We start from the raw sequence: 20,094 nt of genomic DNA, 5'->3' as shown, positions 1-20,094 counted from the left end.
TGTCACTTCCAGGGCGAAGACGGGCTGCTCGAAGTGGGCCACGCGGGTGATCCTGTACCGCCATTAGATCTGAGTACTGGGTATCCGGATCGTACGCACCGCTGCTCAGGCACCCCGTATGAACGCGATCATGGAACGCTGCCGCGAACTCCTCGATCGGATCCTCATCGTCAACGGCGCGCATCTACGCAAGGTCCTCACGGAATACGAGGACCACTTCAACACCCGCCGGCCACACCGTGCCTTGAACCAGGCCGGGGCGCCCAGACCGTTACCCGATCCTACGGATGCGGACATCAAGGTCATCCGACGAGATCGACTCAGAGGGCTCATCCATGAATATGCCCAGTTTGCATGAGGTGGCTGAATATTCGGCACCGACACGGTGATCAGGGCGCCAGCGCGAGGACATCAGGCACCGAAGTAGGTGAACGCGCCCCAGTCCCGGTGGTTAGAGTGCCGTGCACGGGCATGGACCTGCGCGTGCCGGAAGGCGTCCACCCTGGTGGCGCCGTCGGCGAGGCGGGCGTAGAGCTCGGTGAAGAAGGTGGCGGCCACCTCCGGCGCCACGGGCCACAGCGCCCCTACGACGGCTGCGGCTCCGGCGCGGAGGAACGCCGGCGCCAGGCCGTGCAGGTTGTCGAAGAAGTCGTACCTCAGCAACGCGGATTCGCAGGCGCTCAGCGTCACCAGCTCGGTCCTCCGCAGGTCACGTTCCAGGATCTGATGGGCGTGCAGCGAGCCGCCGGCCAGGTAGAGGCGGGCGAATAGTGGCGCGTCAACGTCCTGTGTCCCATGCGCGGCCAGGTGCAGGTACCGGGAGGTGCCGAGTGCTTCCAGCGCGGCGGCTGGGGTGGCGTCCGGCCCGGTCAGCGCTCGGCCGCCGAACAGCCCGGCGACGCGTTCGGCTTGCTCGTGCAAGGACGGTTCTTCGGGCAATCCGTCCGGCAGACCGCCCGCGGCGCTGGCGATCGCGCACATGGACTGGCTGGCGGACGCGGCGGGAGGCATCCGGAACAGGCACTCCACCGACGGCAGGACGGTCACGATGAAGTGGTCGGCGAGGACGCCGCCGCGGAACGGCAGCAGGTGCAGTGGAAGGAAGTACAGTGCTTCGTTCGGCCAGACGACCAGCCGGGTCCGGCCCGCGTCGGCGAACTCGGCCAGCAGGGCGAGCACCTTGCCGGACAGGAACCTCACGAACTCGGCCAGCTCGTACTCACCGGCCCGGGTGATGTCCCGGTGCAGCGGGTCTTGGAGGAGTTCTCGCCGCATCCGCGCGATGGTGGGCCCGAGCCAGGAGCCGATGATCCTCGTGCTCTCGAAGCCGGTCTCCGCCGGGGTGGACCAGATCGTCTGGGTACGGGACTCGTTGAACCGGGTCGCGTCTGGGCCGGCTACGGGCAGCTCCGCCATCCGGTCCTTGTCCATCATCGTCACGTGGACAGCGGCCACTGACGTCCCGAACGCACCGCAGAGCAGGTTCAGGAGCACCGCGTCAGCGGGCAGCGCCTTCTGCACCTCGGGCAAGGGGCGGAACGGGGCCGCGGCGGCGTGGGCCATAAGCCGGGCGTTGTCCATCCTCTGCGCCTGCCGCTTGAGATTTGCCAGCCGCTGGGTCTCGGTTGATCCACGTTCCTGCTCGGCGTCGTGGAGGAAGGTGCCGATGACCGCCTCGGGGTCTAAGTGCAGGAGCGACCGTATGTCCCACGGGTAGTGAGGGCCGTCGAGGACGATGTCCTTCCTCGGGACGAGCCGGGCGAGGACGCGGAGCATCTCCCGGTCCGGCCGCGTCGGCCCCGGCCGGGCCAGCGCCCCGGCCAGCGCCTGACCCTTGAGGAGGATAATGAACTGGGCTACGCTCACGGCTCCGGAGGCCGTCCTCAGGGCGGACCAGCGTCCCAGCAGCATCTTCAGGGAGTACACGGCGGCTCGGCCGCCGGCCTCGGGCAGGCTCGCGAGCGCCGTACGGACCATCGCCACCAGCGCGGGGAACATCGACGACGCGTCGATACCGGCGATCCAGTCGATGGACAAGTCGGCGACGGCGCTCACCAGCCGGTCGAGTGCGAGCATCGCCAGGTCATGGTTGCCGCTCTGCGTCAGCGTCGTGACCGCCCGGACGAGCAGCAGGATCGTCCATTCGTCCTGCTCGCCGTCCGCTTCGGTGAGCATCGCCCGGATCCGGTGGTTGGTGACCATGACCACGATGCGCGACAACGCAGGCTCGCCCGACCACCGCGCCGCCTCCGCGGCGGCCTCCAGAGAGGCGGGGTGCGGGCTCTCCGCGCCGGACCCGCACACGAGCGCGTGTATCCGGTCGGCTGCCACGGCCGCGAGGGACAGGCCCCGTTCGCTCACCGGCGTCGGCACGGCGCCGAGCAGCCGCTCGCGGCACCCGGCCGGATCATCGGGCAGGCAGTGCGCCGCCGCACGGTCGAGGAACATCCGCTGTGCTTGCAGGTCGGGATCGAGGGCCGTAAGTAGCCACACCGTCTGGACGATCTCGCGGGCCGCGTCCGCCAGCCCAACCTCGGCCAGCAGCCGGAGGAAGGTGACGCCGGTCAGCACCGTGCGGATCCGGCCGTCGGCGGCTGGGTCCAGCCGGGGCAGGAGTATCGGGCGGTCGACACGTCGGCCAGAGGGCAGGAGCACCAGCCGTAGGGGCTCGGCTGCCGAGCGCAGCAACGCCACGGACCGGGCACGTCCGCGAATGACGTACAGCCACAGCAGCCGGCCGCAGGCCAGCGGTTCGCCGTCGGGCGGGAGTAGCGTCACCGCCTTGTCACACCATCGGTCCACGTCGGCGAGGCTGCCGCCGCCGTCGGCGAGGTGCCGGGAGTACGCGGCGAACGCCAGGTGCGTCAGCGCCTCGCCCTTGGCCACACCGGCGGTGCCCTCGGCGGCCGTCGCGAGGTGACGCACAGCACGGCCGAGCCCGACGCCTGGCTCGGGCATCAGCTCCTCGATTTCCGTGTCCGCCGGCTGGCCGGTCGCCCAGCCTCTCGGCAGGGACCAGATCTCACGCAGGCGACGGAGCTCCCGGCCCAGGGTGTATTCGCGAGGGTCGAGGGCCGATTCGAGCGCGTACGGCGCCAGGTGCAGCATCCCGGCGACGAGGTGCCCGGTGGCGGCTGCCGCGGGCCTGGCGGCATCGATCATCCGGTCGGCGGCCTCGTGCGCCCGCCGGTACAGGTCGTGGTCATCCGCGACCATGAGGACTTCGGTGGCCGCTTGCACGAACGCCCGGCCGCTCGCGAACACTGCGGCCGGATCGCCGTAAGCGTGCCTCACGGTCCACTCGTGTAACAGGCCCGCGATCGAGCAGCCGACGGTCCGCGACTCCTTCGCTGCCACCCAGCTCGCTTCGGCCAGGACGGGCACGGAAACGCCTGCGAGCAGCGCCGGGTCTCGCCTGATCCGGCTCAGCGCCTCGCGGGTGGTGATCACGCCGTCTAGGATCATGCCGGACAGTTCCACGAGGGCGGCCATGGCCGCGGCGTCCGGCTCCGTCATGGCCCGGTCAACAGGATCGTGGCGACGCGCGGCGGTATCTCGGCGCGATAGGGCACCATCCCGAACCGCGTCTCCTGCCGGGTGGCGGCCAGCGCGAGGTCGGCACGGCAGGCGGAACCGACCGGCGTCCGCGCCACCAGACTCAGGCGGTATACACCTGCGAGGGCGCGCGCCACGAATGCCCACTCGGCCTGCTTCTCGCCCTCGCCTTCGGCGATCACGTGGTCCGGGCCAGGGGTCTCGCGCGTCATCTCGGCCGTGAAGAACTTGAGGTTCAACCCGATCCGCACCGTAAGGCGCGCGGTGGCCGGAGCTGAGGTGCGCAGCGGGTCCATCGCCCAGATCACGGGCTCCACGGAGCCGTCGTCGGGCTCCGGGCTGAGCATCACCGACAGCCGAGCACCGATCACTGGCTCGGGACCGGTGCGAAAAGTGCAGGTGATCATGACCAGGTGGTAAAGGTACTTGTCCTCGTCCCGGATCAGTGTCTTCGCCGGCTCGGCTTCCAGCCAGGGACTCCCCGGCCGGAGCAGAACCGCCTCGGACCGCCCAATGCTGACCTGCCCGCTAACCCGACGATCACCGGGCCCACCCAGAACATGCCGCCGAACGAGATCCACGTCCGCGCAGGCGACCTCGGGTAATTGTGGAACCTCCATAAATGCCTTTCAGTATCGCCGTCAGAGCCAGATGAACGACCCGGAAAGGTCCTCTCCACTGGCGAGGGTAAGGGAATTCATCGTGAGCCGTCACAGACCAGCGCGAAAGGCAACCGAGGAAAAGGATCACCGGTGAGCGAGTCGGAGGTTTCGGACAGGGGCCGTGCGCCATGCCTGCGCTCGACGATGACCGTGCCAGCGGGATCGTGGGTGCTCGTTGGGTGCTCGGATGTCGTGATCTTGTCGCGCTAGATCCGCGCGGCCCGTGGAGCCCGAAGACCTCGGTCAGGGGGTCGGTGACCTGCGCCGTTACCATACGATCACTGCGGCCAGCACGGCTGGATCAGCGCTTGTGCTGGCCTCATTCCCGTACAAGTCGATCACCCGGCTCGCCCAGTCGTGATCTTGCGGCTCCGCGCCGGCGCCGGCAAAGAGGTGGAGATCCTGGTTCTTCTTGATCAACTGGCGGTGTTGCGCCGGCAGGTCGGCAAGGTCAGAACCGGCCGACCGGGCTGTGCTTAAATATGCGTTCCCCGAGTCAGGCCGACCCTCTCCGCGTGCAAGAAGCCAGACGCACGCGGACGCGGGTCGGGGTCTGCGAATTCGGGGAACGGGGGTTGTGGGGGTGCTGGGTCGAACCCGCCGCCGGCCCCGCCGAGCGCGGCACGCGCTCTGCCTCGCACGGGTACCGTCAACGCATGACCCGCGAGGAAGAGACAGCAGGCACGTCGCTGCCTACCCCAGGGACCGCCGGCGCGCTGCTCAGTGACCTGTTGTGGGAGGTTTCGGCATACGTCGAACTGCTGGGCGAGGCCATGCTCGCCGATCTGCCGATCAGCACGGCTTCGAGCGGGATGCTCATGACCGTCTACGCCGAACCCGGCATCACCGTCGCCGAGATGTCCCGCCGTAAACCGAGAACCCAGCAGGCCATCAGTCAAACCGTCGCCCGCCTCGAGAAACTGGGGCTGATCGAGCGCCGCCTGAAAGCGGGCCGTGGCGTCGGCTTGCACCTCACGGACGACGGCCGGAGCATGGCCGAACAAGCCTTCGACCGCGAACGCTCGGCTGACGAACAGCTACTCGGGATCCTCGGCGAGGAAACCCACGACGCCCTGCGCAAGCTGCTCATTGAAGCGCGCAACCTGCTCCGCCCTGAACGGTAGACACCCGCTGGGCCCGGCAGACAGCCGATGACCATCCTCCCGGGCCTGGACGATGCCATGGACCTCCGCCACTGGAACAGCTCGGCGGCATCCCCAACACAAGACCTTGTTGTAACAAGATCTTGTGTTAAAGTGCTGGCAGAGCCAGGCCGGAGCGCCTGGCCGCCGGAGATCCTGACGCCGGTTGTGGTCTGCGGGAGCACCTTCGACCACGACTTGAGCGCGAGTTGTCTCGTCGCCGACGGCCGTGGCGCACGTAGCTAAGGAGCGTTGTGATGGTCCATGCATCTCTTGTCGACGTCATCAGTCTCGGCGGTCGCCGCGCGGTGGTGACCGGGGCGGGGTCCGGCATCGGGCGGGCGGCTGCCGTGGTGCTCACGAAAGCCGGCGCTTCGGTTCTCGCTCTCGACATCAGCGAAAAGGCTCTTTCGGAAACAAAGGCCATCGCGTTGCAGGTGCCGGACGCGGAATTCGACGCCGCAACAGTCGACGTTTCGGACCCTGCCGCAGTCGACAGCGTCCTTAGCGGGGAAGGCCTCGATATAGTCGTCAACTCGGCCGGGATCATGGCGCCGGAATCGCTGGCGACGACCAGCGGCAAGGACTGGGATCGTGTGCTGGGGGTGAACCTGACGGGGTACTTCAACGTGCTCAAGTCCGCCGTTCCCCGCATGAACCGTCCCGGAAGCGTGATCCAGATATCGTCGATGATGGGCCACATCGGCCTCGCGTTTCCCGCCTACACGGCCAGCAAGGGAGCAATTCTGTCCCTTTCCCGGCAGCTCGCGGGCGAGTTCGGCCCGGCCGGAATCCGGGTCAACTCGGTGAGCCCCGGAATGATCCGGACCGGAATGACGGAGGACAGTCTCTCCAGCGGCGACCAGCGCGATCACATCACCGGACGCACTCCGCTACGCACGGTAGGTGCGCCGGAGGACGTCGCCCACGCGATTCTCTACTTGGCGAGCGACCTGTCGACATTCGTGACGGGCACGGACATCCTGATCGACGGCGGACTGATTTCCACCCTCAATCTGTGAATCCGGCCGTATCGGCAATCGCCGATGGTTGGTTCGCATCGAGTTCTGCCTCGGCCGGGAACGGCCGGCCATCGGAGCAAATAAAGAATGAACAAAAGCTATATGATCTTCGCGTTGGACATCAATACTCGGCCACCACCGTTATTTGTCGCCATGGGCGGCTTGTATCGCACGACTATAGGATCGGTACGTTCACACCGTGATCGAGCACGCCACCCGCCGCGCCCATATCCTGGGTGTAACGGCCAACCCGACCAGGCCATGGGTCACCTAGCAAGCCCGCTGCCTCATGCAGGAACCGGGCGAATGCGTCATCGACATCAAGTTCTTGATCAGGGATAGGGACCTCGAGTTCACCGCCATGTTTGATGGGGTGTTCGGATCCGAGGTCCGCGTACCCCCATCGGGCACTGAACCAGGCCGGCCCGCTTCAGGCTCTTCCAGACCCGGTTGACGCCACGACCAGGCGCCGCGCGTCAGGTCGTGACTCATGCGGCGCCTGGTCGATGCTCAACTGGTCTGTTCGAAGATTGCGCAGGAGTGAAAATGCCAGATGTCGTTGTTGACGTTGCCGAGGCTCCAGGTGAACCAATGAGCACCCTTGGAGTACGTGGGGGTGGTGTAGGTGAATTCCAGGGTTGTGTCGCCGGTGGCGACGGTGACGGGTGTCTGGGCGTCGAGTTGGTATCGGGTGGTCGTAGTGCCAGCCGTGACCAGGTGGAAGACCAGCTTGTAGATGTGGCTCTCGCCGTCGGGTATCCGGACGTAGGGAACGACGACCTGCTGGACCGAGGCCGGTATTACCTTCGGGTCGAAGCCCGCATAGGTCGAGTTGAAGGCCTGGACGCCATAGAGGACCAACTGGGTGTTGGGTGCGTAGACGTGCTGCGGGTCGAGGGTGCCGACCAGCGACCAGCCGGTGGCCTTGGCGGGCGAGACCACCGTCGTGGTCGGAGTGGCGGCGACGTTGACGCCGGCGGCGCCGGCACTCACCGGAAGCAAGCCGACGGTGAGGGTCGCCAGCACGAGGAACGAGGCGCGACGCATCTCAGGCTTGTGGTTTCGAGTTGGTCTTCGCACAGTGGGTCTCCTTCGGAACAACTGGGCTGGCGGCGCCAACCCGACTGCGTTCAGATGCCAGCGCCGCGTCGGCCGGCACATGGTGGTACTGGCGCTTCACCGCCATGGAAAATTCGACAGCGGACGACAGATGTTGTTGGGGATGAGGTGTCGGCATGGTGCGGCGTGGCCGAGGTTGCGGCGGCCCCGGGAAACAGTTCATTCGGGGGTCATTCACAAACTCAGCATCAGGTTTGGCTGATGTCCCTGGCGATACGATGTCCTACGTATCGCTGGCTTCCCGCGTGCGTATCGTTGACTCGCTGAGCAGATCGTGGTCCATCGCGTAACGGACCAACGCGATCCGAGATTCGACACCCAGCCGGGCATAGACGTGCTGCAGGTGAGCGGTTGCCTGCGTGGGCTGATCACCAATCGGCGGGCGCGTGGGTGCCGGATATCGTGCGCCGCTCGAATTTCGCCGAGGATCGGGATCCGGTCCAGGAGTTCGCGGCGGAGGGTTCCGGTGACGCGTTCGCAGATGGCGTTCATCCGTGGCGTCTTCGGCAGGGTTTTGATGATCTATGGCTCTTCGGCTTTGACCACCTCGGCGAACGCGGTGGTGAAGATCGGATCGCGGTCATGAATCAGGAAGCGCAGCGTGCCGAGGCGGTCACCCAGGTCCGTGGCGAGATTCCGGGCCTGCCGCGCCGCCCACGCACCGGTCGGGTGCGCGGTCACTCCGCCGAGGTGCGGTCTTCGGGTGCCGTGCTCGATGAACACCAGCACGTACAACCGCTTGAGCAGCACCGTCTCTACTACCAGGAAGTCACACGCGAGGATCGCGTGTGACTGGGCGGCCACCAACTGCCGCCGGCTCGGCCCAACCCGGCGCGGTGCCGGATCGATGCCGGCGGCGTGCAGGATCTCCCACACCGTGGACGCGGCGATCGGATATCCCAGCCGTGCCAGCTCGCCCTGGATCCGCCTATGGCCCCAGGTCGGGTTCTCCCGCGGTGGCTGCTGGTCCGCCGCGGCCTCGCCCCGAACGACCGAGGCGAGCCGGAGCCGGCGTTCTCCCTGTGCTTCGTTCCTGCGGGCACGACCATGACCGATTTGGTCCGCGTCGCCGACGCCCGCTGGGCGATCGAGGAATGCTTCCAAGGCGCCAAGAACGAGGTAGGCATGGACGAATACCCAGGTCAGACGCTATGAAGGCTGGCACCGCCACATCACCTTGGCCATACTCGCCCACGCCTATCTCGCCGTCGCCGCCGCCCATGCCCCAAGAGCGGCCGCGGTCTCGTCCACCTCACCCGCAGCGCGTGGGCGGCACTCATCATGACGTTCAAAGCCGTACTTTGCCACCGCCTCCGAATTGATAGAGCCCGAGGAATCCCCCATGTACCTCGAAGGTCGCATGGGCGCCCAGGCCGACCGCTGGTGTCTCGATGCTCCCGCGCGTGGTGGTGTCGACAAATTTATGGACTGCGGGGCTCGCCATCGTCGGAACGTCGAGGCTCACACTGCCTTCCAAGGCTTTCCGGGTGTATTTGGGAAGCTTCACGAGCTTCACCCAGACCGTACGGCACCGCGTCGAGCGCCAGACCTGTAGCGTGCCCCCACGCGCGTAGATCTTTCCGTTCTCCCCGCCGGCGACCGGAAACAACTTGATGACCTCACCGCGGGTCTTACCATCGGTCTTTTCGCAGGCACCTCCGCCGACAGATCCGACGACCGGATGGCTCGGCGTACTCGGCCGCGCCGATTCGGCCGGGGGGCTGAGCGTACTTGACATCACCGCGGTCTCACTCGTACACGCCGACGCCAATCCGATCACCGCACCGGAAATCACCAGCTGGGAAATCTTGTCGATCAGGCCATTAGTACTTGAATTGTCCATCGCGCATTTCCGTTCCGTCGTGTCTGCGCGGACAAGCTTCACCACGCCAGGCCATTGCATGGACCGTCGCCGGGGATTCGATGGAAACCGCGGGTGTCGATCCAGCCCATCCGGTCCGTGCACAACAGCAGATGAAGGCCGGAGATGTCACCAGCCAACACCGGATTGGTGCCTGCGGGACCGAGGCGGGATCGGTAGAGGGGGCCCACCGGGCTCCCGTCCCCCACTCGGACCTGCTGCACCGAGAACACTCCGTCGTAGGCGCTTGAGGTCACCGGACGGTCCTGGGCCGCCACGATGATTCGCTTCCCGTCCGGGCTGACGAGCGCCCCCCAGATGTACGGCAGTCGCTTCGACTCGCGCAGCAATACGGCACCGGCGGGCAGGACGCGATGCGCTCCCTTGGTATCCAGCAGCCTCATCTGGGCCGTGCCGTTCACCGGCGGTCCATCGTTCTGGCCGTCAGCGGAATCACGGAAGAGATAGGCGAGATAGCGACCGTCAGCAGTCCACGAGAGGCTGCTGATTCCAGCGGAACCTCCATCTCGCCACCTCTGCCAAGTCCCGGAGCGAATGTCGAGAACCCCGATCCCAGGCGTTCCCCGTTCAGAACTGCACGCACGATAGGCGTACGCGATCCGGTGACCGTCCGGTGAGATCGCGATACCGCCGATCGGAGTCACCGTGACATGTGGAATGTCCCCGCCGGAAAGCTTCGCGAAACGAATTATTCGTCCGACCGCGGAGACCTTCAGCTGAAAGGTATCAATCGCGCAGTCATTGCCACCGGTTGCTTCGGTGAGGACATAGAAGGTCTGGTCAGGGCCAGCAGCGACGTACCGAAACGAAACAGGCATCGGCATCGTTCGGACGTCACTTACTCTGCCCGTCGCCGTGTCCTCGACCAGCAAACGCGAAAGATGGCCCGGGCTCGACTCGGTGTCCGTGGTGACAAGGAATCGCGGCATTCCCGATCCCGTGGCCGGTCCCGCAGCAACGTATCTCCTTGCGATCGCCGAAGCCCCGGTGATCGCCGTCACGACCGCGACCGCGACCGCCACCGGTGTCAGCCACGCTCGGGACCGGCGATCCGTGATGACGGGCGGCGGCCGGTGCTTGTGCTCATCGACGGTCGCGGCGGTCGCGCGGATGGCATCCCGAAGCCGCTCCTCGATACTGGTCATGATTCTTCCCCCAGTTCCCTTGCCAGAGAACTCAACGCCCGGGACATCGTGGATCGGACTGTTCCTGGCCGGATCCCCAGCGTGCGGGAAATCTCGGCATCGGATAGCTCAAGGTAAAAGCGGAGTATCAGAACCTCGCGCTTGCGTCTTGGCAGCCGCCGCAACGCTCCCATCACGTCTCGCTGGTCTTCGCGCAACAGAACCGCAGACTCCGCCGACCACACCGGGCGCTCATAAAAGTGCACATGGCGCCATGCCAGCTTGCGCCGACGAAGCACCTGACGGCAGCCGTTGAGCACGGCGCTCCGGGCGTACGCGAGCAGTTTCGCCTCATCCCGCAGATCAGGCGCCGTCTTGAACATCCGCGCGAATACGTCCTGTACAACGTCTTCCGCGCTCGCCTCATCTCCGAGCATTACGACGCCGAGCCGGATCAACCCGACCTGCTGCTCGCAATACAACTTCAGCAATGACCCGTCGGCGGCTCGCCGCACCCGCGTCGGGGCTTCACCACTCATATCCCGCATCCTTCATATTCGTTAGATGCACGAAGCCCCCGCGATGCTGCCTCCGCTGGGCACCAACGTCAGGATCAACGAGGCGCCGACGGAGGCCGTCACGGCGGCTTGTGGTGACGCACGCTCCGAGATCGGCCCGTCATCCTCGTGGCAGGACGAAGATGACCGACGTTGGTGCGAAATCGGTTCAATACGGACACGGGCGGCGGTAAAGGGTCTGGTGGATTTCGCGATCGCGTTGTCGGCGCCAAACGACCCACGCGGCGTGGCAACGAGGCCATCTCCTGATGCGAACCAAGGGCCACGACCCTTGCCGCAGCGGCTCCATGGTCGCCGGTGTCGGCTCACCAAGGCTTGAACGGGAAGGATGTGCCATGTCGAAGACCTACTTCGGCCGGGTGGCGGCCGGGGCGTTGGTCTCGGCCGGCCTGATCGGCCTGACGGCGACGACGGCCGGGGCGTGCACCGGCACTCACACTGTGGCGATGGTCCACCGCCTGCCGCGGCACCCGTTTCCGCAGGCACATGACCACCCATCATGCTCACCCGCAGCGGACAGCGCCTCTCCCCCGCACAGATCACATCAATGCATGTCGTACAACGCGGACGAGGTTTTCGGCACGCACAGGATCCGGCCGTCTTGGCGCAGGCCGGACCGGGCTCGGCAGCGGTAGCGGCTGGCGGCCGCCGCCGGACGACTCGTCACCGCCGGGAAGGGGGATCTCCCGGTACGCAGACTGGTAGCGACCGGCGCTGGTACGACACCGCGGCCGCGGTGAGCGCCCAGCCGTAGACGCCGAAGGCGAGTGAGGCGGCGCCCCCGAGCCCGATGAGCGTGTACCCGGCCATGGGGGCGTAGACCATGCTGCACGTCCCGTACAGAGCAAGGGTGGGAGCGACGATCCAGGCCGGCACCAGAGGCAGGAAACGTGGCACCCGTCTGCCCGCCAACCCCATGCACCATCGCGGGAACCTCATCCCCCACGGGCGGACCAGACCCAGCAACAGGAAGACCGCGGGGCCTACCAGAACGAGAGCCAGGAGAGCGAAAACGAACAACCGGGGGCCGGGCAGAATGCCCTGGTCGGAGTACAGCTTGTCGTACCAGTGGGTCAGGCCGGCCGCGTGCAGGCCGTGCAGCCCGAGATAGGGCAGGAACGCCAGACAGCCCGCATAGGCGAAGCGGCGTACCCGCTGGGGAGCCGCACTCGGGGCGGGATACGCGACCCGCGCCATGTCGGGAGCATGCTCACGGCCGCACCGCGGGCAGGTGCCCTCCGTGCGGCGCCGCCACGATGTCGCACTCACGGCGAACAAAGCTCCGAGGGCCACCGCGACAAGGCGTTCGGTGAAGGCCGTCCAGTCACTGTTTCCATCGCGGTCGCTCACCGTCCCGGTCAACACCAACTGGATCAGATCGAGGAGCACGAAGCAGCTTCCCGCGAGTGACAGGCCCGCCACGCTCCCCAGCGTCCAGAGCACCGGACGCGGATACGAGCGCCCCAGGGGCGTCCGGTCGCCCGTACGGCGGAGGCGCCCATGAACATCACCGCGGCACCGGGAAGAGCACCGTTCTGGATTCCGATGAATGTCCGGCGGCCCAGGAGTGCGCTCATCAACGCCAGGCACCCGAATCCGATGGCGAGCACGGTCGCCGCGTGATTCACGGCCTCGGGCCGATCTCGCCACGACCGCCACGCCCACCGCCGCCCGAGCGCCTTCGAGGAGTTCGGCACCGTGGCCTCCCGCGGCCGTCGGAGAAATGATCTCCAAGGACCATCACGCATGCCCGCGGGGCTGTCCTCCCTCGCTGAGACGATCCGGCTCACCCGGGAGAGGGGGGCACGCGAGCAAGGACTCGGTGCTCATCCAGCTCAACACGCTCGCCATCCACCGTGACCGGATACACGAGTTGGGAGCTCAGCGTCCGCGAGGCAGAGCCGACGAGGCAGGCAGACGACCGTGCGGGGCGTAACGCTCGTACGAGTGCCGCAGCCGGTAGCCGGTGAGGATCGCGCCATCGATCGCGTAGCGAATACGCCCAGGTCACATGGGGTGACGCAGTATTCGGCGCCCACAGTTCTCAGCGTCGACCGCCAGGACCGCGCCGGGCGCGATTGGGGTTCAGAGGTTTCGGTACGGCCTGCTGAAGAATCCGACCGAGAAGGACACCGACACGCCCAGTCCGGCGACGATGATCACGGCCTCCGGGTCGGCCGTGCCGCCCAGGACGTTCCCAGCGAGTAGCGCGGAGGCAGGGTAGGCGAGACCGGCACAGGTGACCAGCAGGCTCATGACTCTACCCAGCGCTCGGGCAGGCACTGTCTGCTGGAGCATCGTCATGTAGAAGACGTTCACCATCGCTTGCAAGGACGCGGCGGTGAACAGCGCCGCGGTCGCCACCACCAGCGAAGAGCCCACCGGGATACCCATCAGAGCAAGTCCCTCGGCGATGCCGAGGCAGAGTGCGATAAGCCCGCGACGGCGCAGGCGAAGGAGTGTCGGGCCCAGCAGTGCTCCGATGACCGAGCCGCCACCGAGGCCGGTCATCATGATCCCGAACCCGGGGGCTCCGCGGCCCAGCGGACCCTGGGCGAAGCTCGGCAGCGCGACCTCGATCAAGCCGACAGCGGCGAGGTTGAACACGAGCGTGGTCAGCAGGGTCATCCTTACCAGGGGCGAGCTGGACGCATACCGCAGCACCGATCGCCAAGTCCGCAGTCGGTCGCTGTCTTGGACGCCGTCGTTGGCGTGCTGCGCCGCCGTTTCATCGGCTGTTTCGACCGCCGGCCTGGACGGGCGGATCGCCATCAGGGTCAGGCTGGATACCAGGAAGGTAATCGCGTCGATCAGCAGCCCCACACCGCTCTTGAGCGACCCGACGAGCGTTCCACCTAGCCCGGGTCCGGCGATCCTCGACGTGCTCTGCATGATCTGGATCAGGGAGTTGCCTGGAGCGAGCGACTCGGGACGTACGATTTGCGGCAGTACGGCGAACGAGGCCGGCATGAAAATTCCGCCGAGGATGCCGAACGGGACCGCAACCGTGATCATGGCCCACAGGGGGATGTGACCATCGGCGGCGAGCGCGACGAAACCGAGCACGACGAGGGCACGGAGCGCGTCCGCGGCAAGCATCACCGGCCGGGCGCCCACGCGGTCGGCAAGCGCTCCGCCGACCGGGAAGAGGGCCAGCCTGGCCGCTCCGTAGCAGGCCAGCACCACGCCGAGGTTCGCGGGGCCGCCACCCTGGTTGAGCATGACGAATGGCAGTGTGACGAGATAGATGCCGTCGCCAACCTGGGAGAGCAGCTGGCCGATGAGGTACAGCGCGAAGCGTCGTTCCCGCAGCGGAGCCAGCAAGCGGACGGCAGGCTCTCCGGAGGTCACGGCCGTGCCCGCGACACGGGGTGGGCTCGCCGTCACGCGCGCCTACCCTCGGAGGCGGCCGTCCAGGAGGTATCTGCGTATTCGCCTGCCTCGGCGCGCGAGCGGCGGCGACTGATTCGGCGCGCCGACCGCTGAGCGGCCAGGCGATACCCTTCCTGGTCAGCCCGCATGACCAGGATCAGGTTCGGCCTGCCGCCGCACGCGCTTACGGAGGCTCCGTGGTCGCATGTCGGTCCAGGACAGCCTCGAAATGATCGAGGCAGGCCGCGAGGCAGCGGGCCGGGCGGCAAGCGCGGCGACCACACGCTCATAAGGTTGCGCGAAATGTCCGGACAGTGGCGGCACCTTCTCACCAGGTGACGGGCAATGTGTGGATGCCGTAGAGGAGCGCGCCATCCTTGAAGGACAGTTCCTCGACGGGGGCCGCGAGCCGGAGGCCGGGAATCCGGGCGAACAGAGTGTTGAACACGATCTCGAGTTCGACACGGGCCAGGTTCTGGGCGACGCACCGGTGGATGCCGTGGCCGAAGGCCAGCTGATGCCGCGCGTCGCGGTCGAAGTCGAGTTTCTCTGGCTGGGCGAAGACACTGTCATCCCAGTTCGCCGCCGCGGTGGACACGACAACAGCGTCGCCCTTCTTGACCACCATGTCGCCGACCTCGATGTCGGCTTGCGCCACTCGCAGCCCACTCGGATCGGTGATGCTGGTGTGGCGCAGGATCTCCTCCACCGCGCCCGGGGTGCGGCCCGGATCGGCCCGGATCGTGGCAAGCTGCTCGGGGTTCTCGAGCAACAGCACGGTGCCGAGTGAGATCACGTTGGCCGTGGTCTCGTGCCCGGCGCTCAGGAGCGACAGACACAACGCGGCGATGTCCTCCTCTTGGAGGACGCGCTTCTCCTGGTTCTTGGCGATGACCCGGCCGATCAGGTGGTCGCCCGGCGCGGCACCCGACTCCTCGGCCTCCTTCGCCTTCGTCGCCACGAAATCGCTGAGGTAGCCCCGAAGCTTGGCGCCCGACTCCCAGCGTTCGTCCCAGCTGCTGTTCCGGCTGGCCATCACCTTGCTGGCCGATTGGAAGAGCTCGCGATCGTCGTAGGGGACGCCGATGAGTTCACAGATGACCTGCGAGGCGACCGGGCGACAGAGAGCTTCCACCAGGTCTGCCGGCCGGTCGCCGTCCAGCATGACCGTGATGTGATCGTCCACGATTTTCTGCACGCGGGGCCGCAGTTCCTGCGTGCGTTTGTGGGTGAACTCGGGGATCACCATCCGGCTCAGCGCGGTGTGCTCCGGCGGGTCCAGGCTCATGAGGGACGCATTGACGTCTTCCCTCAATTTTCGGGATAGCGGGAGGAAGAAAGGAAAATTAGGGTGTAGCCGGTTCGTAGTGACATTCCCGTTGGCGAGGAATCGGCGGACGTGCTCATAGCGCGTGATCAGCCAGGCGGTCCGCCCGCTAGGCAGAGTGATCTTTGCGAGCGGTGCCCCGGCTCGCAGCTCAGCGTACTGGTCCGGCGGACGCATCGGGCAGGACCGTGGCATGGGGAATGATCGCGGACGGGCGTCGTCCGTGGGCGGGTTGACCATTTTCGGGACTCTCCCCTCGGAGGTGGAACGAACGGCCGCTCGGCCGCTGCGCAGGCCCGCGGGACGTGAGCTGGTTTTGCAGGTTTCTGGCCAACGGTCCCAGTCGACGCCCTCTGCTACCGGGCGCACATGTCGCCGGCCGATCCGTCGGCTACGTCGACATCAGAGTCAATCTCAACGAACGTGCTAAATACGCACGGTGTCACTGCCCCGCTCCGGGGAGGCTTCGGGAATCGCGCAGGACGGGTCCGAGAGCCCCTTCAGCTGGCGGTACCCCATGCCACAACAGTCGCCCGTGATGTCCTCGTCGAGCGCGTCGACTGGATGAGGAACGTCGATGGGCTCGAGACGTGACAGATCAATGGGGTCGACCTCATCGTCTATCCACATCAGACCACCGTCGGTGATCAGATCCAGATGCGCATAGGCCATGTAGGGAACGCGGGACAAGCTCTGGTTGTGTTGTCCGAAACCTAGATGAAGACCGCAACGGCGCTCGTTGATATGAGAGTTCGCGGTGATGTACTCATCGATACCATGATTCGTACCGAGCCCGAACTCGCCGACATTACGACCATTCGGGCTGTCCAAGCAGAGCTGGAACATCTCTTGGAGCTTCGCGTTGTCACAGGTGAGATCACGAGCCTTTCCGGCCTCGATCTCGACTCGGACCGGGTTGTCGGCCAGTTTCGCGTTCAGGTCGCTGATGATATTAGCGTTGTACGCGCCGTCGGCGACCAGGACTCCTTCGACACTGACCGGGTAAGTGGCGATCTCCCCCGCGGGGAGGATGGTGAAGCCACCAGGGCGCCACACACCTCGGTTGCTGAGCCACTGGTACTTCTCACTGTCGAGTTCGACGGTGATGTCAGTTCCGCCCGACGTCGTCACACGTACCCGCCTGGCGCTGTTGACCCGGTGGAGCAACGTGGCATTGAGCCTCGACAACTCCCTAGGACTGACATTGAGCGCCTTGGTGAAGAAATCAGTGGACGCGCTGATGATTCGCAGAATCATGGTCTTGTCCGGCCCGTAGTGGCCCAGGATGGGCTGGAACACGTCGAAGTGCGACATCGTGTCCCGCTCCAGGGTGATGATGACCAACCGGCCCTGCAGCGCGGACCGATCTGGCAGCGCCTCGGCGAGCCGTCCGGCGAAGCTCTCGTCCTCCAACGGAAGCATGGGAACGATGGCAGCGTTGAAGCCGCGATGCTTGAGACCGAGCGCGACCCAGGCAGCGGGCTCGCGGCTGTCAGGCGTGTAAGTGATCACGAGTGTGTCCCCACCCGTGATCGCCACGAAGTCATCCAGCAACGCGTCAACACCCTCGAAGACACGCTCATCGACCATCTGCCCAGTCATTGTCGCTCCCCAAAATTGCGGATCCAAAGTGACGATCTTCCGCCCAAGGCGTCGTGACTCCTCCGGCGTCATGCCGGAGGAGTCACCACTGCTCGCGAGCAACCCGACCGGCGCCTTACCTTTCCCTTAGTGCTCCCGCGCAATAACCGCCGGTTTCGAAATCTCCGGACCTGTGGTAGGCCGCGCACTTATGCCGGTACAAGACAACGCAGCGGGCGAACCCCACCCCGACAGAGTTGGCCTGAGACCCGACCAATCGGACCTACCGAAACCAGGACACGCCCGAACGCGCGGCAGTTGATATTGCGTGAGCACTTACCTTGCGGGCGTCAGCCATGACTCGATGCTCATCGAGTTTCGAGGTACCACGCAATCATCCCGAATTCCATCCGCTGCTCGCCCGTTCCCTGCTCGGGCGAGGGCTCGGACTCGGCCATGGTGGTGAGCAGGTCCTGCAGCTCCCCAGGATGAACCATAACGTCCCCAGAATTAGCCATAACCTGAGCCTCCTTCGACACGAAATCGATGATGTTTCGAACAATACACCCGCACCGTACCAAGGCGGCCGTCAATATCCAAGGCCTCTACATCGCTTTCGCATGGCACGGTGGGCCCTTCACTAGAGATGCTTCGAAAATATGTTAATTGTCTTGACATTGGCCGGGTGTCGATTAACTGTAAAGGGCATTAGTCGAGGTAGCCCAGGCGTAGCGGCGAGACCCACCTAGTTCCCTCCGTCGCCTATTTCGAGGAAGTCGGCCGGCCGGTTCGCTCGCAGGTCCCGGAGCTGCCGACGAGAGGTGAGGTCAAGCTTCTTGAAGATGCGGCCCGCGCCGCGAAGCCCGCCGCACCGATCGCGGCCAGCATGTCGTGCGCGAGACGCAGATGGGTCCGGGCGTCGCCGCGCCTGGACTCACGGCGCAACCACTCCCCATGGGTCAGGTGTGTGCGGGCCAGGTCGACGACACCCTGGGTGTGCTCCAACCGGTAGATCGCATCCTGGTGGACCTCCTCGGCCCCAGAACCATCGCTGAGGAGCGCGCGCGAGGAGAGCTGGACGCCGATCGCCCAGTCGGTACCGCATGCCTGGGTGCGTTCCACCAGGCGCTCCAGCGCCGATTCGGCGAGCCGGGGCTGCCCGCTGCGCGTAGCCGCCTCCACCAGCTCCGGCAAAGTGGCGGCGGATCCCAGTTCGTCGTGCCGGCACGCCGCGCTCGCGGCCTCCAGCGCGACGTCGTAGCGGCCGATGCCGTTGTGCAGCACCGCGTTCGCGTGGTCGATCACGGACAGAACGCGGCCCACACCCCCTTTTACGCAACATGCCGGTCCAGGGCTCGATCAGTGAGGCGATCTGTTCGCCACGCCATGCCCCGAGCATCACGCCGGCCATGGAGGGGACTCCTGGCGGCATGACCGTCCAGGAATGGGCGGGCCGATACGGACGGGCCACGACCTCACCGTCGGTGATCGGGGCCGCCAGTTGATCAAGAACCGATCGCGGAACGCGTTTTCGGACGGCACCGGAGTTGGCCCTGCTCCGAGCGGAACTTGGACGGTCCAAGTGCGCTACATCTATCCATTCGGATAGGACCTTCGAACAGTTGATCCAAGCATGGCCGGCTCCTGCCGCATCGATGCGCGGTCAAGAACCGACACCGCCGCCCAGCTCGATCGCGCGGCGGACGTCGGCGGCATATGCCTCGGGCTGTTCCCAGGCCGCGAAGTGTCCGCCGGCTGGGTGCTCCACGTATTCGCGGACGTTGAGGAATGCCTCGGCATAGCCGCGCGGCGCCGGGAGGAAGTCGTCTGCGAACACGGAGAGTACGGTCGGCGTGTCGACGCGAGGGGCAAGGGCCGGCGGTTCGACGTAGGTGGCGAACGACGTGGCGATCGCGCCGGTGGTCCAGTAGGCGCTGACCCAGGTGAGGATGTCGTCCGGGGTGAAGGCTCCCTCGCCCGACCACGCCTGCAGCTTCTCGGTGATCCACGCGGCGAGCCCGGCGGGAGAGTCACCGAGGGCCACGGCGAGCGTGTTGGGCCGGGTCGACTGCTCGGCGACGAATCCGCCGTTGGCCCGGGACCACTGCCCAGCCTGGGCGGGATAGCCGGCCGCGTCGGGGGCGAGCCTGGCCGGGTCCGCGGTGGCGGCACGGCGCAACGCGACGTTGGTGAGGTGCAGTGACGCCACCCGGTCGGGGTGCTCGGCCGCGAGGATCTCGGCAACGATGCCGCCGACGTCGCCGGCGGACAGCGTATAGCGGCCGTAGCCGAGCTGGTCGAGGGCGTCGGCGACGATGCCGGCGATGCGGTTGGCCGACATGCCGGGGGTGGTGAGCGGCGGCGCGAACGGGAAGCCCGGCAGCGCCGGCACCACCAGATGAAAGTCGGTGAGCAGGGGCAGGACGCGCTCGAAACGCAGCACCGAGTCGGGCCAGCCGTGCAGAAGGACCACCACCGGCGCGTCCGGATAGGCCGACCGCTGGTGAATCAGGCGCAGCTCGGTGTCGCCCGACCTCACCGACCGCCAAGGCAGCCCGTCGATGCGGCGCTCGTGCACGCTCCAGTCGAAATCGTTCGCCCACCGGTCGAGCAGGGCGTCGAAGGTGGCGCCGCCGACGCCGCGGGTGGGGTCGTCGCTCCACGGGACGGTGACGCGACGCCGGTGCCGGAGACGTTCTCGGAGTTCGTCGTTCATGTGTATGAGCATAC

At 66.3% G+C, this 20,094-nt stretch carries 17 protein-coding genes and 1 pseudogene; 5 read left to right on the top strand and 13 right to left on the bottom strand.

All coding sequences use genetic code 11. The annotated features are described in order from the left end of the window. Positions 1–76: 76 nt before the first annotated feature. Complete coding sequence (locus FB559_RS24425; protein WP_342781026.1) at positions 77–358, top strand: integrase core domain-containing protein; 282 nt, start codon at positions 77–79, stop codon at positions 356–358. A 53-nt stretch (positions 359–411) separates the two neighbouring features. Here FB559_RS24425 and FB559_RS24420 read toward each other — a convergent pair whose 3' ends face one another. From FB559_RS24420 to FB559_RS44090, 3 genes are all read right to left on the bottom strand, one after another. Further along, entirely contained in the window at positions 412–3,516 is a 3,105-nt protein-coding gene (locus FB559_RS24420) for a CHAT domain-containing protein (RefSeq protein WP_141957996.1), read from the bottom strand. Next, positions 3,513–4,136 (bottom strand): hypothetical protein, encoded by a 624-nt coding sequence (locus FB559_RS24415; protein ID WP_141957994.1) that lies wholly within the window; start codon positions 4,134–4,136, stop codon positions 3,513–3,515. Before FB559_RS24415 ends, FB559_RS24420 begins: the two co-directional genes overlap by 4 nt. Before the next feature lie 348 nt (positions 4,137–4,484). Next, positions 4,485–4,637, bottom strand: a complete 153-nt coding sequence (locus FB559_RS44090) for a hypothetical protein (RefSeq protein WP_185792378.1) — start codon at positions 4,635–4,637, stop codon at positions 4,485–4,487. A 236-nt stretch (positions 4,638–4,873) separates the two neighbouring features. Here FB559_RS44090 and FB559_RS24410 point away from each other — a divergent pair, with 236 nt between their 5' ends. Together FB559_RS24410 and FB559_RS24405 are read left to right on the top strand one after the other, a co-directional pair. Continuing rightward, positions 4,874–5,341 (top strand): MarR family winged helix-turn-helix transcriptional regulator, encoded by a 468-nt coding sequence (locus FB559_RS24410; RefSeq protein ID WP_185792377.1) that lies wholly within the window; start codon positions 4,874–4,876, stop codon positions 5,339–5,341. A 275-nt stretch (positions 5,342–5,616) separates the two neighbouring features. Further along, complete coding sequence (locus FB559_RS24405) at positions 5,617–6,381, top strand: SDR family NAD(P)-dependent oxidoreductase (protein ID WP_141957991.1); 765 nt, start codon at positions 5,617–5,619, stop codon at positions 6,379–6,381. A 510-nt stretch (positions 6,382–6,891) separates the two neighbouring features. Here FB559_RS24405 and FB559_RS24400 read toward each other — a convergent pair. Beyond that, positions 6,892–7,428: a hypothetical protein gene (locus FB559_RS24400; protein ID WP_141957989.1), complete on the bottom strand. Its 537-nt coding sequence runs from the start codon at positions 7,426–7,428 to the stop codon at positions 6,892–6,894. A 462-nt stretch (positions 7,429–7,890) separates the two neighbouring features. Here FB559_RS24400 and FB559_RS46820 point away from each other — a divergent pair, with 462 nt between their 5' ends. Continuing rightward, entirely contained in the window at positions 7,891–8,292 is a 402-nt protein-coding gene (locus tag FB559_RS46820; RefSeq protein WP_141957987.1) for a hypothetical protein, read from the top strand. 162 nt (positions 8,293–8,454) lie between these two features. Then, positions 8,455–8,785, top strand: a pseudogene (locus FB559_RS46815) (IS701 family transposase); the annotation flags it as partial. Positions 8,786–8,788: 3 nt separating this feature from the next. Here FB559_RS46815 and FB559_RS24385 read toward each other — a convergent pair. The 9 genes from FB559_RS24385 to FB559_RS24345 form a co-directional block, all read right to left on the bottom strand. Beyond that, positions 8,789–9,388: a hypothetical protein gene (locus FB559_RS24385; protein WP_141957985.1), complete on the bottom strand. Its 600-nt coding sequence runs from the start codon at positions 9,386–9,388 to the stop codon at positions 8,789–8,791. Continuing rightward, the gene (locus FB559_RS24380) at positions 9,382–10,527 is read right to left on the bottom strand and encodes a beta-propeller domain-containing protein (protein WP_141957983.1); all 1,146 of its coding nucleotides are present in this window, start codon (positions 10,525–10,527) and stop codon (positions 9,382–9,384) included. The genes FB559_RS24385 and FB559_RS24380 overlap by 7 nt, the downstream gene beginning before the upstream one ends. Next, complete coding sequence (locus FB559_RS24375) at positions 10,524–11,045, bottom strand: RNA polymerase sigma factor (RefSeq protein ID WP_141957981.1); 522 nt, start codon at positions 11,043–11,045, stop codon at positions 10,524–10,526. The genes FB559_RS24380 and FB559_RS24375 overlap by 4 nt, the downstream gene beginning before the upstream one ends. 702 nt (positions 11,046–11,747) lie before the next feature. After that, positions 11,748–12,527 carry a hypothetical protein gene (locus tag FB559_RS24370; protein ID WP_141957979.1) on the bottom strand — a complete coding sequence of 260 codons (780 nt, stop codon included), beginning with the start codon at positions 12,525–12,527 and terminating at the stop codon, positions 11,748–11,750. Positions 12,528–13,169: 642 nt separating this feature from the next. Next, positions 13,170–14,408, bottom strand: coding sequence for an MFS transporter (locus FB559_RS24365; protein WP_185792376.1), 1,239 nt, complete (start codon positions 14,406–14,408; stop codon positions 13,170–13,172). 376 nt (positions 14,409–14,784) lie between these two features. After that, a complete protein-coding gene (locus FB559_RS24360) occupies positions 14,785–15,960 on the bottom strand; it encodes a cytochrome P450 (RefSeq protein WP_221640156.1) in 1,176 nt (391 codons plus the stop codon). 249 nt (positions 15,961–16,209) lie between these two features. After that, entirely contained in the window at positions 16,210–17,385 is a 1,176-nt protein-coding gene (locus FB559_RS24355) for an aminopeptidase (RefSeq protein ID WP_141957973.1), read from the bottom strand. Between the two features lie 741 nt (positions 17,386–18,126). Next, a complete protein-coding gene (locus FB559_RS24350) occupies positions 18,127–18,669 on the bottom strand; it encodes a hypothetical protein (RefSeq protein WP_141957971.1) in 543 nt (180 codons plus the stop codon). Between the two features lie 358 nt (positions 18,670–19,027). Beyond that, positions 19,028–20,080: an epoxide hydrolase family protein gene (locus tag FB559_RS24345; protein ID WP_141957969.1), complete on the bottom strand. Its 1,053-nt coding sequence runs from the start codon at positions 20,078–20,080 to the stop codon at positions 19,028–19,030. Between the last annotated feature and the right edge of the window lie 14 nt (positions 20,081–20,094).

The organism is Actinoallomurus bryophytorum, assembly GCF_006716425.1.
Taxonomy (GTDB): Bacteria; Actinomycetota; Actinomycetes; order Streptosporangiales; family Streptosporangiaceae; genus Actinoallomurus; species Actinoallomurus bryophytorum.
This window is presented reverse-complemented; position numbering and strand designations above follow the sequence as displayed.